Annotated in this window: 13 protein-coding genes; 2 read left to right on the top strand and 11 right to left on the bottom strand. The window is 71.6% G+C overall.

The features are described from left to right. Positions 1–132: 132 nt before the first annotated feature. Genes ACIBK9_RS22120 through ACIBK9_RS22110 form a run of 3 tightly spaced genes read right to left on the bottom strand, consistent with a single transcriptional unit; the run spans position 133 to position 1,786 of the window. Positions 133–372: a RidA family protein gene (locus ACIBK9_RS22120; RefSeq protein ID WP_397160701.1), complete on the bottom strand. Its 240-nt coding sequence runs from the start codon at positions 370–372 to the stop codon at positions 133–135. A 58-nt stretch (positions 373–430) separates the two neighbouring features. Beyond that, positions 431–1,336: an LLM class flavin-dependent oxidoreductase gene (locus ACIBK9_RS22115; protein ID WP_397160699.1), complete on the bottom strand. Its 906-nt coding sequence runs from the start codon at positions 1,334–1,336 to the stop codon at positions 431–433. Positions 1,337–1,354: 18 nt separating this feature from the next. Beyond that, the gene (locus ACIBK9_RS22110) at positions 1,355–1,786 is read right to left on the bottom strand and encodes an aldo/keto reductase (RefSeq protein ID WP_397161067.1); all 432 of its coding nucleotides are present in this window, start codon (positions 1,784–1,786) and stop codon (positions 1,355–1,357) included. Positions 1,787–1,893: 107 nt separating this feature from the next. Between ACIBK9_RS22110 and holA the strand changes: the two genes are divergently transcribed. Further along, on the top strand, positions 1,894–2,865 hold the full coding sequence (gene holA / locus ACIBK9_RS22105; protein ID WP_397160697.1) for a DNA polymerase III subunit delta: 972 nt from the start codon (positions 1,894–1,896) through the stop codon (positions 2,863–2,865). Positions 2,866–2,892: 27 nt separating this feature from the next. Here holA and ACIBK9_RS22100 read toward each other — a convergent pair whose 3' ends face one another. Beyond that, positions 2,893–4,032 carry an epoxide hydrolase family protein gene (locus tag ACIBK9_RS22100; RefSeq protein ID WP_397160695.1) on the bottom strand — a complete coding sequence of 380 codons (1,140 nt, stop codon included), beginning with the start codon at positions 4,030–4,032 and terminating at the stop codon, positions 2,893–2,895. A 59-nt stretch (positions 4,033–4,091) separates the two neighbouring features. Continuing rightward, positions 4,092–4,589, bottom strand: a complete 498-nt coding sequence (locus ACIBK9_RS22095) for a MarR family winged helix-turn-helix transcriptional regulator (protein ID WP_397160693.1) — start codon at positions 4,587–4,589, stop codon at positions 4,092–4,094. Positions 4,590–4,657: 68 nt separating this feature from the next. On the opposite strand from ACIBK9_RS22095, the gene ACIBK9_RS22090 reads away from it, so the two are divergent. Then, positions 4,658–5,962 carry an MFS transporter gene (locus tag ACIBK9_RS22090; RefSeq protein WP_397160692.1) on the top strand — a complete coding sequence of 435 codons (1,305 nt, stop codon included), beginning with the start codon at positions 4,658–4,660 and terminating at the stop codon, positions 5,960–5,962. On the opposite strand, the gene ACIBK9_RS22085 is transcribed toward ACIBK9_RS22090, so the two are convergent. From ACIBK9_RS22085 to ACIBK9_RS22060, 6 genes are all read right to left on the bottom strand, one after another. Then, positions 5,955–6,647: an ABC transporter ATP-binding protein gene (locus tag ACIBK9_RS22085; protein WP_358291996.1), complete on the bottom strand. Its 693-nt coding sequence runs from the start codon at positions 6,645–6,647 to the stop codon at positions 5,955–5,957. The two genes, ACIBK9_RS22090 and ACIBK9_RS22085, sit on opposite strands and share 8 nt — an antisense overlap. After that, positions 6,637–7,566, bottom strand: coding sequence for an ABC transporter ATP-binding protein (locus ACIBK9_RS22080; protein ID WP_352352447.1), 930 nt, complete (start codon positions 7,564–7,566; stop codon positions 6,637–6,639). Before ACIBK9_RS22080 ends, ACIBK9_RS22085 begins: the two co-directional genes overlap by 11 nt. Further along, the gene (locus ACIBK9_RS22075) at positions 7,563–10,154 is read right to left on the bottom strand and encodes an FtsX-like permease family protein (RefSeq protein ID WP_397160689.1); all 2,592 of its coding nucleotides are present in this window, start codon (positions 10,152–10,154) and stop codon (positions 7,563–7,565) included. Before ACIBK9_RS22075 ends, ACIBK9_RS22080 begins: the two co-directional genes overlap by 4 nt. Next, positions 10,151–13,210 carry an ABC transporter permease gene (locus ACIBK9_RS22070; RefSeq protein ID WP_397160687.1) on the bottom strand — a complete coding sequence of 1,020 codons (3,060 nt, stop codon included), beginning with the start codon at positions 13,208–13,210 and terminating at the stop codon, positions 10,151–10,153. Before ACIBK9_RS22070 ends, ACIBK9_RS22075 begins: the two co-directional genes overlap by 4 nt. Before the next feature lie 209 nt (positions 13,211–13,419). Then, a complete protein-coding gene (gene rpsT, locus ACIBK9_RS22065) occupies positions 13,420–13,689 on the bottom strand; it encodes a 30S ribosomal protein S20 (RefSeq protein WP_106235424.1) in 270 nt (89 codons plus the stop codon). Between the two features lie 131 nt (positions 13,690–13,820). Beyond that, complete coding sequence (locus ACIBK9_RS22060) at positions 13,821–14,810, bottom strand: hypothetical protein (RefSeq protein ID WP_397160685.1); 990 nt, start codon at positions 14,808–14,810, stop codon at positions 13,821–13,823. Between the last annotated feature and the right edge of the window lie 43 nt (positions 14,811–14,853).

Raw genomic sequence — 14,853 nt, 5'->3', positions numbered from 1 at the left:
TCAACCTCGAACAGCATGTCGGGCAGGGCGGGCGCGGCCACTCCCACGAGCGTCTGAGTGGCGGCAGGTCCCCCAGATGTCATGGACGGCCTTGAGAAGGATCTCCAGCCTGTCCTTGTCGTGGTCGACGATCTAGGTGCGGATCTGCACCACGTGGCTGTCGGCGAGGCCGACCGCGGCGAGCGCCTTGCCCAGGTTCGCGAACGACTGCCTGACCTGCTCGGCGAAGTCCTCGGAGACGACGTGGCCCTCGCGGTCGGAGGCGTACTGCCCGGCGACCAAGACGGTCTCTCCGGAGGCGCGGGCGATGTGGCTGTAGCCGTCTCCGGGCGGGTTGTGCAGAGTCTCGGGATGGATGATGGCGTGTGACATTTGTCCGATCCCCTTTCGGCTGGAAGAGCGTCCGCGTACAGGCGGACGGCGCGTCGCGCTACTTCGAGATCGCCTCGCGGACGGACGGCACGATCTCTCGGGCCCAGCGGGCCAGCGTGGTGAGGTCGGTGGCGCCGTGGCCGGCGGAGAAGAGGACGAAACCCGAGGCGTCGTGCTCCAGCACCGCTTCGGTCAGCTCCTCGACCCACTGCCCGACCGAGCCGCCGATCCAGCGTCCGTCGTGGTCGCGGGTGGCGGGCAGCGGGCGGTCGGTGATGCGGCCCGGGAAGTTGTAGATCGTACGGATCTCGCGTGGGTCGCGGCCCACCGCGGCGGCCGCCTCGTCGATGATGGGCCGTGAGGCGCGATACCGCTCGCTGCGCCAGTCGGCCGCGTGGCCGGGGATCCAGCCGTCGGCCACCCTGCCCGTGGCGGCGAGGGATTTGGGCCCGTTCGACCCGGTCCATACCGGGGGCGCGGCCACGGGGGCGGGCTCGATCCCGTGCACCCGGTAGTGGCGTCCCTCGTGGGTGACCGGCGCGCCGCCGCCCGACAGCTTCCGGATCAGGACGATCGCCTCCTCGAAGGCGTCCACGGCGTCGCCGGGGGTCTGCCGGGGCACGCCCATGTCGGCGATGCGGTCCCACAGCCCTCCTGCGCCCATGCCGAGCACGACGCGGCCGTTCGACAGCGCCGACAACGACGTCACCGTCCTGGCCAGCATGGGGGCGGGTCTGGTCGGCAGGTTGGTGACATTGGCCAGACCGGCGATGTGCCGCGTGCCGCCCAGCAGGAAGCCGATCGTGGCGTAGGCGTCCAGGCGCTCGCCGAGATAGGGATGGTCGGACAGCGAGAAGAGATCGAGCCCGTCCCGGTCGGCCTGCTGAACCATGCGCAACAGCTCGGGCAGGTCCTCGAAACCGGAATGCGCGCCGAAACCGAACACCACATCAGATGCAGACACAGTATTGCCTTTCATACGTCACACGGAGAAAAAGAAGAGGTCACCAGGCGTACGCTTCTGGTGCGGGTTTGGAGCCGTGGGGCCAGGTGGCGGGAACAACTCGTCCAGCCTGGCCAGAGTGCTTGCGGTCCTGTCGCGCCTGCCGTCCCCTTGGGCGAACTGGCGGCCGGTGATCTGCTCGGTGCGGCCGTCGGCATGGACGTCGGCGGTGTCGAAGAAGTCGACGCCGTGCTCGTGGGCGCGATCCATGATCGCGTGACTGTCTGGTTCGGACGTCTCCGCCCCGAGAGTCATCGTGCCCAGAGCCAACCGGGACACCGACAGACCGGCTGCTCGGCGAAGCGGTTGCCGGACAGGCCCTCGCGCATCGCGGTTTTGGCGCCCGACGTCCGGGGGAACGCCGAGCCGCCGCGGCCCCCGACGATCATCACAACCCGTAAGACACGTCATCATGACTCCGGCCAAATGTAGTTCGTGTCCCGAACTATAGCCGTTCGTAACACGAACTGCAACGGTCGAGTACCAGGTTGTCGGTGCCGCATGGCATGCTGCCTGACATGGCGGGAACCGATCCAGCACTAGTCACCCTGGTCCTCGGCGACGAGGAGCTGCTTGCCGAGCGGGCGGTGGGCGCGGTCGTCGCGGCGGCGCGGGCCGGCGATCCCGGGGCCGAGGTGCATGATCTCGTCGGCGGAAAGGTCGCCACCGGCGAGCTGACCCAGCTGACCTCGCCCTCGCTCTTCGGCGACCGCTCGGTGGTCGTCATCCGCTCGGCGCAAGACCTGCCGAAGGACGTCATCACCGAGGTGGTGTCGTACGCGAAGCAGCCCTCCGACGACACGGTTCTCGTGCTGGCGCACCCGGGTGGGGTGAAGGGGAAGGCGCTGGTCGACGGGGTGAAGAAGGCCGGGGCCCAGGTGGTGACGATCAACAAGGTCACCAAGCCCGGCGAGCGGCTGGAGTTCATCAAGGGAGAGGTCAAGCGGGCCGGGCGGAACATCGCGGGTGACGCGGCCCAGGCGTTGCTCGACGCGGTGGGCAACGACCTGCGGGAGCTGGCGGCGGCGTGCAGCCAGCTCGCGTTCGACACCGAGGACAAGACGATCAGCGCGGCGGCCGTGGCGCGCTATCACAAGGGCCGGGCCGAGGTCACCGGCTTCAACGTGGCCGACTCGGCGATCGAGGGGCGCCTGGCCGAGGCCCTGGAGCAGTTGCGCTGGGCTCTGAGCACCGGCGTCGCGCCGGTGCTGCTGGTGAGTGCGCTGGCCGGCGGGCTGAGATCGCTGGCCAAGGTGGGGAGCGCCCCGCGCAACCTGCGCGGGGGGCAGCTCGCCGCCCATGTGGGGATGCCGCCCTGGAAGGTCGACCGGGTCAAGCGCCAACTGAACGGCTGGGGGTCCGAGGGGCTGTCCCGGGCGATCCAGGCGGTGGCCACTGCGGACGAGCAGGTCAAGGGCGGCGGCGCGGACACGGCCTACGCCCTGGAGCATGCCGTGCAGGTGATCGTCGCCAGCCGTACGGGCCGGTAGCGAACACCCGCGCGGCGGCAGCGCTCCTCAGGCTGGGCGTAGGGCGCGGAAGAACGTGGTGATGTCGGTCGCCAGCTGTGCCGGTTCCTCCAGGGCCATGAAGTGGCCGCCCCGGGCCGGGGTGTTCCAGTGGCGCAGGTCGGTCAGGGCGCGTTCGGCGAAGCTGCGGGGGAGGCTCGCCACGGAGGGCTCGTGGCTGAGGGTGACGGCGGACGGCACGGTGATCGGCGGCCGGGGCGGGTTGCTCGGCCAGTCGTAGTACGACTTGAACGAGGTGCCGATCGAGCCGGTGGCCCAGTAGAGGGTCAGCATGGTGAGCAGGGTGTCGCGGTCGAACCGGGACTCCAGGTCACCGTGGCAGTCGCTCCAGGCGCGCAGCTTGTCCACGATCCACGCGGCCAGTCCGGCCGGTGAGTCGAGCAGGGCGGCGGCGATCGTGTCCGGACGGGTCAGCATGATCTCGCTGTAGCCGCCGTCGCGTTCGTCGTAGGCCGCCTCGGCGTCCAGGAAGGCCTGTTCGTCGGGGGTCAGCGGCGGGACGTCCAGGGACGCGGGGGCGGGCGGGTGGATGAGGTGGATTCCGGTCACCTGGTCCGGATAGAGGGCGCCGAGCCAGCCGACGGCCGCGCCGCCGATGTCGCCGCCGAAGGCCCCGTAGCGTTCGTGGCCCAGGACCTCGGTCATCAGCAGGTGCAGCATGCGGGCCATCGCGGGCCGGGTGAGGGGCTCGTCCGGCAGGTCGGAGTAGAGGAAACCGGGCATCGACGGGATCACGACGTCGAAGGAGTCGCCGGGGTCGCCGCCGTGCCGGGCGGGGTCGGCCAGGCGGGCCGCCAGGGGAAGCATCTCCATGAAGCTGCTGGGCCAGCCGTGGCAGAGCAGGATGGGCAGCGGCGCGCGGCCGGTGCCGGGGATGCGGACGAAGTGGAGGTCTCGTCCCTGGACGGGGGCTTTGCAGTGGTCCAGCTCGTTGAGACGGGCTTCCTGGGCGCGGAAGTCGAAGCCGTCGGCCCAGTACGTCACCAGTTCCCGCAGGTAGGCGGGGTCGGTTCCGCCTTCCCAGGGGCGGTGGTCCAGCGAGCGGGTGAATCGGGCGTTGCGGAGACGGGTGCGCAGGTCGTCGAGTACGTCGTCGGGAACCTCTATGCGGAACGGCGTCACGGCCATGTGGTCTCCGAGGTCGGAAGTTTCATCCCAGCATGGGTATCACCGGACGCCTGCCCGCCTCAATGCAATTGATGGGGGTTCGTCTCCACGTAGAGCAGGAGCTGTTTGAGCAGGTTGTCCAGGGTGTCCTGGTCGTCGGGGGAGAGGGCGTTCACCATGGCCGCCTCCAGCACGGCCAGGACGGCCATGGCCTCCATCCAGAGGTCGTGCCCCTTGGGCGTGAGCTCGATGTCCACGCGACGGCGGTCCTCGGTGCTGCGGACGCGGCGCACCAGACCGGCCTTCTCCAGCGTGTCGAGACGGCCCGTCATGCCGGCGGGGGAGAGCAGCAGCTCGGCGGCCAGCTCGGTCGGGGTGGCGGTGCCGTTGTGGGCGGCGAGCCTGTGGAGCGTCTGGAACTCGAAGTCCTGGACGCCGGTCTGGGCCAGCGCGGCCGCCTTGGCGTGGCCGAGGTGCTTCACCAGCGACTGCATGCGGGTCACGATGCCCTCCACCCGCTCGTCGAAGGGCGCCTTGCCGCGCCAGCGGGCCAGATGACGATCGACGGAATCCTCCACGGCACAGGATCATACGCCAACAAGTAATTTGTTGACGAATCGTTCGCTGACGAAATACCTTCCTGGTCATGTCGTTTTCGTTGTTCGCCGGGCCCAGGAACCGGCTGCTGGCCGGACGCTGCATGTCCGCGCTGGCCACAGCCATGATCCCCACCACGCTGACCCTGGCCGTGCTGCGCGCCACGGGGTCGGGGGAGGCGCTGGGGCTGGTGCTGGCCTGCGAGATGGTGCCGTTGTTGTTGCTGCTGCCGGTCGGCGGCGTGCTGGCCGACCGGGTCCGGCCCGGACGGGTCGTGCTGCTCGCCGACCTCACGCGATGTCTGGCCCAGGGGCTCATGGCGGTCGAGCTGCTGGCCGGGGTGGCTCGGATTCCCGACCTCGCCGTGTTGTCGGCGGTCTCGGGGGCGGCGATCGCGTTCGGGAGTCCGGCCGTGCCGCGGCTGGTGGTGGCGGTGGTGCCGGGACCGGACCGGTTGCGGGTGAACGCCCGGATCGGCGTGGTGACCAGCATGTCGGCCGTCCTGGGGCCGGCGCTCGCGGGGACGCTCACGCTGGCCGCCGGGCCCGGGTGGGCCGCTGGGGGCACGGCGATGTTGTTCGCGTGCTCGGCGCTGACGCTCGGCGGGGTCCGTACGGCTGTCGGGGGCGCGGGGCGCGAGAAGGTCGCGGAGGAGCGGAATGCGGTCCCCGGCGGGGAGGCCGGTCGGCGGTGGGGGGTCGGGTTCGGGCGGGAGCTGGCCGAAGGGTTCGGGGAGGTCAGGAGGCGACCGTGGTTCCTGGCCTGTGTGCTGTCGCACGGCGTGTGGCACTTCATGGCCGGGTTGTTCCTCACCCTGGGGCCGGTGGCTGCCGTGCAGCGGCTGGGAGGCGAGGCCGGTTGGATGATCATCGTGCAGAGCGGCACGGTCGGGCTGCTGGCGGGGGTGCTGGTCGCGCCGCGGTTGCCGGTGCGCAGGCCGCTGGTCGCCGTTCAGGTGGGGGCCGCGCTCTATCTGCTGCCGATGGTGGCGTTGCCGGTGGCGGTGGGGTTCGGGCTGTCGGCCGTGGTGGTCGCGGTGGCGTACTTCGTGGCCATGGTGGGGCTCGGGGTGCTCAGCCCGTTGTGGGAGACGGTGGTGGCCGAGGAGATCCCGGAGGGGGCGTTGGGCCGGGTGCGTTCGTTCGACCAGCTCATCTCGTTCGCGGCGCGGCCGGTGGGGCTGGCCGTCGCGGCGCCGCTGGCGGGCGTGACCGGGATGGGGGTGCTGATGGTCACCGGTGGGGTGGTGGTCGCCGTCGCCAACCTCGCCGCCGTGGCGCGCTCGCCCAGGCCCGCGCCCGCTCCGCCCGCCGGTGAGCGGGCGGAGCGCGCAGAGGAGGGGCGGATCAGGTGAGGGAGGGTTCCCGGACGACGCCGTCGCTGATCTCCAGGACCCGGTCCGCCAGCGTGATCAGGTTGGGATCGTGCGTGGCGACCAGCGCCGTCACCCCCTCGCTGCGCACCAGCGCGCGCAACAGCTCCATGATCTGCCGCCCGGTCTGCGAGTCGAGCTGCCCCGTCGGCTCGTCGGCCACCAGCAGCTTGGGCCGGTTGCCCAGGGAGCGGGCGATCGCCACCCGCTGCCGCTGACCGCCCGACAGCTCGTACGGCCGCTGGTTCATGTGCTTGTCCAGCCCCACCAGCGCCAGCAGCAGCCGGACCCGCTCCTCCCGCTCGGCGGACGGCACGCGGGCCAGCCGCATCGGCACCCCCACGTTCTCGGCCGCCGACAGCACGGGGATCAGCCCGAACGACTGGAACACGAAGCCCACCACGTCCCGGCGCAGCGCCAGCAGGGCGTCCTCGGACATGGACGTGACCTCGTGCCCGGCCACGACGACCCGTCCGGCGTCCGGACGGTCCAGGCCGCCGATCTGGTTGAGCAGCGTGGTCTTGCCCGACCCCGAACGCCCGCGGACCGCCACCAGCTCGCCGGGGAACACCTCGAAGGACACCTCGCGCAGCGCGACGACCTCCTTGGGCCCGCTCCGGTAGACCTTGCGGACCCCCTCCACCACGACCAGGGGCTCATTGCTCATGGGAAGGCTCCTCTCGGGCGGGCCAGACGCCGATGTGGTCGGATTCGAGTTCGAGGCGCACCCGGCGTTCCATGTCCAGGGCGTTCATGAAGTCGCGGGGGAGCTGCAGGCGGCCCACCCGGTCCAGCACGGCGTACTCCTCGGCGACGATCTGCCCCTCGGCGCCCTCGCGCCGCAGCGTCTCGCTGCTGGTACGTCCGTCGCGGATGCCCACGGTGCGGTCCACCTGCTCCGACACCAGCGGGTCGTGGGTCACGATGACCACGGTCACGCCGAGCTCCCGGTTCGCCTTGCGCAGGGAGTCGAAGACCTGCTCGGACGTCTCGCTGTCCAGCTCGCCGGTGGGCTCGTCGGCCAGGATGAGCTGCGGCTCGTTGGCCAGGGCGACGGCGATGGCGACCCGCTGCTGCTCGCCGCCCGACATCTCGGGCGTGCGGCGGTCGGCGCAGTAGCCGACGCCGAGGAGCTCCAGCAGCTCGCCGGCGCGGGCGCGGCGCGCCCGGCCGCCGCCGGCCAGCTTCATGGGCAGCTCGACGTTCTCCCTGGCGGTCAGGTACGGCAGCAGGTTGCGCGCGGTCTGCTGCCAGATGAAGCCCACCACGGACCGCCGGTAGCGCAGCCGGTCCTTGGCGGTCATCGCCAGCAGGTCGGTGCCCGCGACCCTGGCCACCCCCGCGGTCGGCACGTCGAGCCCCGACAGCACGTTGAGCAGCGTGGACTTGCCCGATCCGGACGCGCCGACGATGGCCACCAGCTCGCCCTTGTCGATCACCAGGTCGAGGCCCTGCAGGGCGACGACCTCGACGCCCTCGGTCTTGTAGATGCGCACCAGGTTGTCGCAGACGATGTGCGCGTCGGCGCCGAACGCGGTCTTCTCCCGCGTGGCCTTGGCTTCCAGCTCTGACAGGGTCGGGTTCATGTGAGGTCCCCCACTCGAAGGACGGCGCCGAGGCTGCGACGGCGGCTGATGGCGGTGTGCGTGTACGCGCCCAGCACGGCCACGACGGCCAGCCCGGCCGCCAGCGCGGTCGGCGTGATCAGGTCTAGGGAGTAGTCGCCGACGGGCAGGTCGCCGGCGTAGGAGGACAGGTCGACGCCGGGCCCGAGCGCCGCGGGCAGCCCGAGGCCGAGCAGCAGGCCGGCCAGGGCGGTCAGCAGGATCATCGGCATGATCTCCAGGACGGTGAGCCGCTGCGCCTGCCGGTCCGACAGGCCCAGCGTGCGCAGGAACGACAGCGCCCTGGCCCGGTCGGCCGCGCCGATCACCAGCGAGAGGATGACGGCGACCAGCGCGTACGCGGCCAGCGACACCGTGACCACGACCAGCGTGGTGCGCACGGTGCTGGTCAGCGGGTCGTCCTGGATGGCGGCCAGGGCCAGCGACTGGGACTCCACGGTGCTGAGCGGGACCAGCGGGCGCAGCTGGTCGAGCGCGGGGTTGCCGCGGATGAGCAGGGTGTTCACGGCGGGCCGCACGAGCGAGTTCATCGGCAGGATCATGAACTTGCCCTGGTTGTAGAAGCCGGGCACGGAGGTGATCACACCGCCCTCGGGGACCTTGAGCCGCGACTGCCAGCCGATCTCGTACGTGCCCCGCCCCTTGAGGTCGGGCGAGACGAAGGCGCCGCTCCCGGTGGGCACGCCGATCGGCGCCCCCGCCAGCAGCCGCCGCCACTCGGGCAGGTCCACGGCGATGGCCTCGGCGCGCTCGGCGCCGTACCCGACCTGGACCCGGCCGGTCTGCGCGAGCACGACCTGCTCGACGCCCGCGACCTTGCGCACCCGCTCGATCACGTCGGCCGGGATCTCGACCCGGGACGTGATCTTGACCGGCGCGCCCACCTGCTGCCAGGACGCCAGCCGCTGCGTGCTCACCAGCCCGTCGGAGATCACCGCGGCGAACACCGACACGCCGAGCGCGGGCAGCAGGATCAGCACCGGCAGCACCGACGCGGAGCGTGCCCTGGCCGCCCTGGTCAACCCCAGGAAGGGCACGGCACCTGGCCGCCGCGCGGTCAGCCGGACGAGCAGCCGCAACGGGTACGGGTAGCAGCGCAGGATGATCACCGCCGCGGCGAGCGTCAGCGCGATCGGCACCACCAGCAGGAACGGGTCGAACCCGACCGAGGCGGCCAGCCCGCGGGTGCGCAGCAGGTACGCCCCGGCCAGCGCGAGCACCACGACCAGCACCTCCAGCGTGAGCCGGCGCGCGGACGGGCGGGCGGTGCTGACGTCCGCGCGCTGCTCGTGCAGCGGCACCCGGTGGGTGACCGCCAGCCCGGCGGCGGTGAACCCGACGGCGGCCAGCACCACCAGCAGCGGCCCGACGTGCACGATCGGCAGCACGGGCCCGGGGACGAGCCAGGACAGCGCGTACCCGGCGAGCCCGGAGGGCACGACGGCGAGCGCGGTCAGCGCCGCGCCGGTGCCCGCCACCTGCGCCAGCGACCCGCCACGCGCCCGCGTCAGCGCCAGCGTCTGGTCGAGCCGGCCGGAGAGCAGCTGCACCGCCAGCACGATCACGCCGACCGCGACCAGCAGCAGCCCGCCGAGCACCAGGTACATCACGGTCTGCGCGGTGGACTGGGCGGCCAGGAAGTCCGTCAGCAGCTTGGCCAGCGCGGTCAGCACCCGGTACGGGCTGTACGAGCCCGACGCCTGCAACCCGATCACCCGCTCGAACTCGCTGAGTGCCGCCTGGACGTCGGTCGCGGCCAGCGCGTCGGCCTTGTCCGGGGCGATGGGGAGCACCCAGTAGTAGGACAGGTTGCGCCCGTCGCCGCTGAGCGCGGTCAGCCCGTCGTCGGACATGATCGTCGTGATGTGCTTCTCGAACTCCAGCTTGCCCGGCGGCAACATCCTGGTGACGGTCAGGATGTCGCTGTTGTGGCTCCAGTAACGGTCGTCGGCCTTCTTGGCCCTGAACGCGCCGACCAGCTTCACCGCCACGTAGTGGCTCTCGCCGAGCACCTTGACCTGGCCGATCTTCAGGTCCATCGCGGTCAGCGCGGACTCGACGAGGCCCACCTCGATCAGCGGGATCGTCTCGCCCTCGAAGCGCATGGTCGAGGGCTTGCCCGGCGCCTGGCCCTGGACCCAGTCCACCCGCCGGTCGGCGTCGGACAGCCAGCCGAGGTTCATGAACATGGTGCCGCCCGAGCCGTGGATCGGGGTGACCACGGTCTTGGCGCTCATGTGGCTGTCGCCCGTGCCGGCGGGCACCACCAGCGGCCGCAGCGCCGGGGGCAGGAGCTGACGCCAGCGCCGGTCCCTGGACTCGAACTGCTCGCGCTCGTGCAGGTCCTCTTCCTTCGACATCGACCCGACGGTGACGGTCAGGTCGGCCTGCTCGGCGGGCGCGGTCCTGAGCGCCTCGCGCAGCGCCTGGTCGAACGACGACTGCATCGCCCTGGGCAGCCCCGCGACGAGCAGGCAGGCGCTCAGCGTCAGCACGAAGAGCACGGCCACCGCGCCCAGGTGCGTGCGGGCCAGCAGCGGGATCCTCACTGTTCCTCCCGAATGCCGAGACCCTGCCTGCGCAGGTTGCGCGCCAGTCCGGCGACGATGGCGAGCAGCACGGCGGCCACTCCGGCGAGCATGGCGCCCGTGGCGCCCCACGGAATGTCGAGCACCACGCCGGGGGTGACCGCCGACGCCTGCCCGGTCAGCACGATGTGCGGCACCACGAGCATGCCCACGACCACGGCCAGCCCGGTCCCGGCCGCCAATGACAGCGCGATCACGAACGTCTGCTCGATCGCCAGCATCCCGAACATCTGCCGGGAGTTCACGCCGAGCGCCCGCAGGATCGCGAACTCGTTCATCCGTTCGCGGGCCGCGACCGCCGCGTTGACCAGGAAGCCGAGCGCCGCGAACACCAGCGCCGCGAGGAAGCCCAGCATCAGCGCGCCCTGGAGGCCGCTGGCCAGCGGGTCGTCCTGCATCTTGGCGGCCAGTGCGCGCTGGTCGATCGCGGTGACGTCCCACGCGGGACGGCTGGTGAGCGCGGCCGCCGCCCGGCCGTCCGGGGTGGCGAGCCACCACTCGGTGGCGGGCCTGGGCAGTTGCGCCGCCGCCAGATCCTGCGCCTGCATCGTCCCCCAGTCGGCCAGTACGGCGTGTTGCCCGGCGGTCGTCGTCGGCATCGTCTCCACGACGGCCACGACCTTGACGTCCATGACCCTGCGGTCGATGCTGGCCCGTCCCACCTGGCCGACGCCCAGCTTGAGCGACTCGGACAGGCCGGCGGTGAGCACCACGGGCAGCGGTCCCTGGACCGGCGGCGACCCGAAGACGGCCGTCGCGGGCTGCCGCCCGGTGGCCTTCACCGACATGGCGGGCGCGGTCACCGGCCGCCCGTCGGCGCTGATCCCGGTCACCGTCAGACTCCCGCTGCCGGAGGCCGGCGCGCTCACGACCAGCCCGCGCAACGACAGCGGGTACGTGATCTTCCCGCTCCGTCCCGCCAGCGCCGCGAGGTCCACGTCGAGGGTGTTCTCGCCCTTCTTCAGCACGCCCAGCGACACGTCGCGCCACACCCCGAGCGCGTCGGACAGGACCAGCCGCACCGGCAGGTCGTCGTCGGCCGTGGCGCGCAGGGTGAGCGCGGCCGGCTGTCCCGGCAGGTCGAGTTTGCCCGCCTGCGGTCCGGTCAGCGCCCGGGAGATCTCGGCGACGGGCCGGTCGGCCAGGTCGGGACGGAGCTGGAACAGCGTGCCGAGCTTGGCCGCGTCGATCCCGATGAGGATGGCGTTCTCGCTGCTGACCTCGGTCTGGCCGCGGAAGACGGGCGAGGCGGCGGTCACGCCGGGCAGGGCGGTGAACGCCGTGCCGCGGCCCAGCGGGCCGAGCTCCGGGGCGTCCGGCGGGCCGGACAGGCGCAGGTCGGCGCCGGCCTGATGGCGGGCCTGGTCGAGCTGGGAACCACGCCAGGTGGCGGCGGTGGCCATGGACACGATGCCGATGGCGATGGCCATGGTGAGCAGCAGCGCGGGGCCGGCGTACTTGAGCGGGCGCCTGCTGACCTGCCACGCGCCGAGCGCCGGGGCGAGGGACGGGCGCCTGGAGGTGATCCGCTCGGCCACCGCGGAGATGCGCGGGACCAGCCGCAGGCCGAGCATGCCGCCGGTGAGCAGGGCCAGCGCGGGACCGGAGATGATCAGCGGGTCGATGCCGAGCCCGCCGCCCGCGGTCGTGGTGACCGGCGCGCCGTAGTGCTGGAGCTGCCAGATCGCGAGGCCGGCCACGACCAGCAGCGCGACGTCGGCGCCCGCGCGCTGGATCAGCCCGCGCCCGCCGCCGCGCCCGCGCGCCGACTGCTCCTCCACGTACGTGCGCCGCGCGCCCGCCAGCGCGGGCAGCACCAGCAGCACCGCGGAGGCCACGGCCACGGCCACCGACACCAGGAACGTGCCCAGGCCGACCGAGGGGTCGAGCCGCACGCCCGACGCCTTGATCCAGGGCAGCCGGCTCACCAGCCCGAGCAGCGGCGGCCCGAGCAACGGCGCGACGATCGCGCACGGGAGCGCGACCAGCATCGCCTCGCCCCCGGCCAGCGCGGCCAGCCGCAGCGTGCCCGCGCCGCGCGAGCGCAGCAGCGCCACCTCCATGCGCCGGTGGTCGGCCAGCAGCCGCGCGGTGAGCATCAGCGCGTACGCCGCCAGCAGCAGCAGTTGCAGCACCGGGATCAGCATGGTCGAGCGGGCGACCAGCGAGGCGGTGTCGAGCTGGGTGAGCATCTCGGGCAGGCGGCTGGTGGTCACGCAGCTCGGGCAGTCGCCGGCCTTCAGGTGCGCGCCCACCTCGCCGACCGCCGCGGCCAGCGGGCGCAGCTGGGCCGGCGTCAGCGAGCGCAGGTCGGGCTCGGCGGTCCAGGTGGCGTTCACGTTGGTGGCGAAGCGGCCGATGAACGTCTCGCGCGAGACCATCAGCGGCCCGTACGTGGTGAAGTCGCCGCGTTCGACGCCCCTGCTGAGCAGCGTCTCCCCGGTCCAGCGCTCGCCGAAGGGGTCGTCGAGCTGGAACACGCCGGTGATGCGCACCTGGACGGGCTCCGGCGACAACCGCCCCACGGTGGTCAGCTCCTGGCCGACCTTGAACCCGGCCGCCGAGGCCGCCGACAGCGAGACCGCCGCCTCCACCCGGCCGTCGGCGGCCTTGGGCCAGGCGCCGGAGACGAGCTTGGCGTGCTGGTCGAGGCCGTCGTAGCTGCCGAACCTGAGCAGCTCGGGCCGCTCCTGCTTTTCCTGGCCGGGCATGGCGTAGGAGTCGGAGCGGAAGCTCGTGGTGAGCGCCGGCGCCTTGGTGTACGCCTTGGCCAGCTCGGCGCGCACCGCCCGGTCGTAGACGGGGAACGTCTTGTCCGTGACCGGCGCGCTGATCGTCGCGGACGTCTGGCGCAGGGAGGCGGTCTCCATCGTCCTGCGCACGCCGGCGTCGGCGATGGAGGAGGCGTACATGGTGAGCGCCACCAGCGTGGTGGTGGCGAGCAAGATCGAGCCGAACGCGGCCAGGAGGAGCAAAGGCTCGCTGAACGCCCGTTTGACGACCAACGGCCCCCGCATGTGTCCCCCTTCGTCCGTTTAGGTGAACCCTCACGGAGAGGGCGGACGGGAGGCAAGGTGATCTTGTTAAGGGATGCTCAGCCGATACCCCGCGGCGATGCCGATGTGATATCGAAACTGTGACAAGAAGTGCACAAGACCAAGAACGCCGCACCCCGGGAAGGAGTGCGGCGTCAGCGCTCGCCCGGGTGTCGCCGGGCGGCAGGAGCTTACTTGGCGGCCAGAGCGGCAGCCTGCTTGGCGATCGCCGACTTGCGGTTGGCGGCCTGGTTCTTGTGGATGACGCCCTTGCTGACGGCCTTGTCGAGCTGGCGGGCGGCGACGCGCTGCAGCGCCGCGGCCTGCTCGACGTCGCCCTGCTCGGCGGCCTCGCGGAACTTGCGGACGGCCGTCTTCAGAGAGGACTTGACCGCCTTGTTGCGCAGACGCGCCTTCTCGTTCTGCTTGTTGCGCTTGATCTGGGACTTGATGTTCGCCACGAAGAAGCCTCGGTGAAAGTCTAAGGATGGATGGGGCGCGCGGGCTCGATGAGAGGGCGCGCCACACGCAAGTGAACAGGGTACCAATAACCCAGGTGGCTGCTCAAATCAACGCACCGGGTGTTCTCAGTTTAGGCCAGCCAGCGGGTCATGTACTCCTTCCAGTCCTCTTCGGTGGCGGCGAAGTCGACGTACAGGGCCAGGCCGAAGCGTTCGCGGCGGCCATGGTCGGACAGGGCCAGCCGGGCGCCCTCGGCGGCCATGGCCACGCTCTCGGCGGCGTCCAGCCAGGGCAGGCCGTGGTCGTGGTAGGCGGGGGCGCCGACGAACAGGGACTTGCCCTCCGGGACGAGGTCGAGGGCGAGCGCGGCCTGCCTGGCCACGTAGCCGCCGTAGAGGGACTGGGCGGGCGTCCCCGAGTCGTACGTCATGATCGCGACCTGGTCCACCCGGTTCACGACCTCCTGGAAATAGCCCTGCGACCAGTATTTGTCGTGGCCCAGGACGAGCCTGCCCACCGGGCGCATGAGGGGATAGGGCTCGATCTGCGGGGTCGAGGTGGACAGCAGCTTCGTGTGCGTCCTCGTCCGGTCCAGCAGGTCGAGGAACTCCGTGTCGCCGTCGCCGATCGGCTCGAAGTTGTAGTGGACGCCGTCGTAGCCCGCCTTCATGACGGCGGCCACGCCGGCCAGGACGTTCGCCCGGGACCGGGCGTCGTCGAGGTCGAGGCCGTTCTTGACGGACTGGCCCAGCCAGGCGGAGACGCGGACGCCGGACAGGTGCCGATGCATCCATGTCACGAAATCTGCGGCTTTGGGGTACTTGGCGGGATCAAGGCGGCCGTCCCACTCGAACGGGCCGGAATGGACGTACACGTCCTTGATTCCGGTGGTGCGCAGACGGACGGCGAGCTGTTCCACGTCCCGCTCCGTACGGCGGCCGTCGACCCAGGCGTGGCCGAGCCAGAGGGCGTCGTTGCCGGTGCTCTTCGCCCAGGCCGCCGGGGCACCGGTAAACTGGAGACGGAGCGCGACGGCGAGCAGGCCGGCCAGCGCCACCACGACGGCCAAGGCCAGCGCGACCAGGCGCAGGCCGCGGCGGACGACGGTCCGGATAATCATCTGGGCATGTCACCATGAAAGACGCTTGACCTCAACCCTGTCG

This window comes from Nonomuraea sp. NPDC050227, assembly GCF_044459705.1.
GTDB lineage: Bacteria > Actinomycetota > Actinomycetes > Streptosporangiales > Streptosporangiaceae > Nonomuraea.
The sequence above is the reverse complement of the archived record's forward strand: the minus strand, read 5'-3'. Positions and strand labels throughout refer to the sequence as shown.

Excerpts from the sequence above, each read along its gene's own strand:
- ACIBK9_RS22070 (WP_397160687.1), bottom strand. The coding sequence starts at position 13,210 with ATGCGGGGGCCGTTGGTCGTCAAACGGGCGTTCAGCGAGCCTTTGCTC.
- ACIBK9_RS22120 (WP_397160701.1), bottom strand. The coding sequence starts at position 372 with ATGTCACACGCCATCATCCATCCCGAGACTCTGCACAACCCGCCCGGA.
- ACIBK9_RS22090 (WP_397160692.1), top strand. The coding sequence starts at position 4,658 with ATGTCGTTTTCGTTGTTCGCCGGGCCCAGGAACCGGCTGCTGGCCGGA.
- holA (WP_397160697.1), top strand. The coding sequence starts at position 1,894 with ATGGCGGGAACCGATCCAGCACTAGTCACCCTGGTCCTCGGCGACGAG.
- ACIBK9_RS22080 (WP_352352447.1), bottom strand. The coding sequence starts at position 7,566 with ATGAACCCGACCCTGTCAGAGCTGGAAGCCAAGGCCACGCGGGAGAAG.
- ACIBK9_RS22085 (WP_358291996.1), bottom strand. The coding sequence starts at position 6,647 with ATGAGCAATGAGCCCCTGGTCGTGGTGGAGGGGGTCCGCAAGGTCTAC.
- ACIBK9_RS22110 (WP_397161067.1), bottom strand. The coding sequence starts at position 1,786 with ATGACGTGTCTTACGGGTTGTGATGATCGTCGGGGGCCGCGGCGGCTC.
- ACIBK9_RS22100 (WP_397160695.1), bottom strand. The coding sequence starts at position 4,032 with ATGGCCGTGACGCCGTTCCGCATAGAGGTTCCCGACGACGTACTCGAC.
- ACIBK9_RS22060 (WP_397160685.1), bottom strand. The coding sequence starts at position 14,810 with ATGATTATCCGGACCGTCGTCCGCCGCGGCCTGCGCCTGGTCGCGCTG.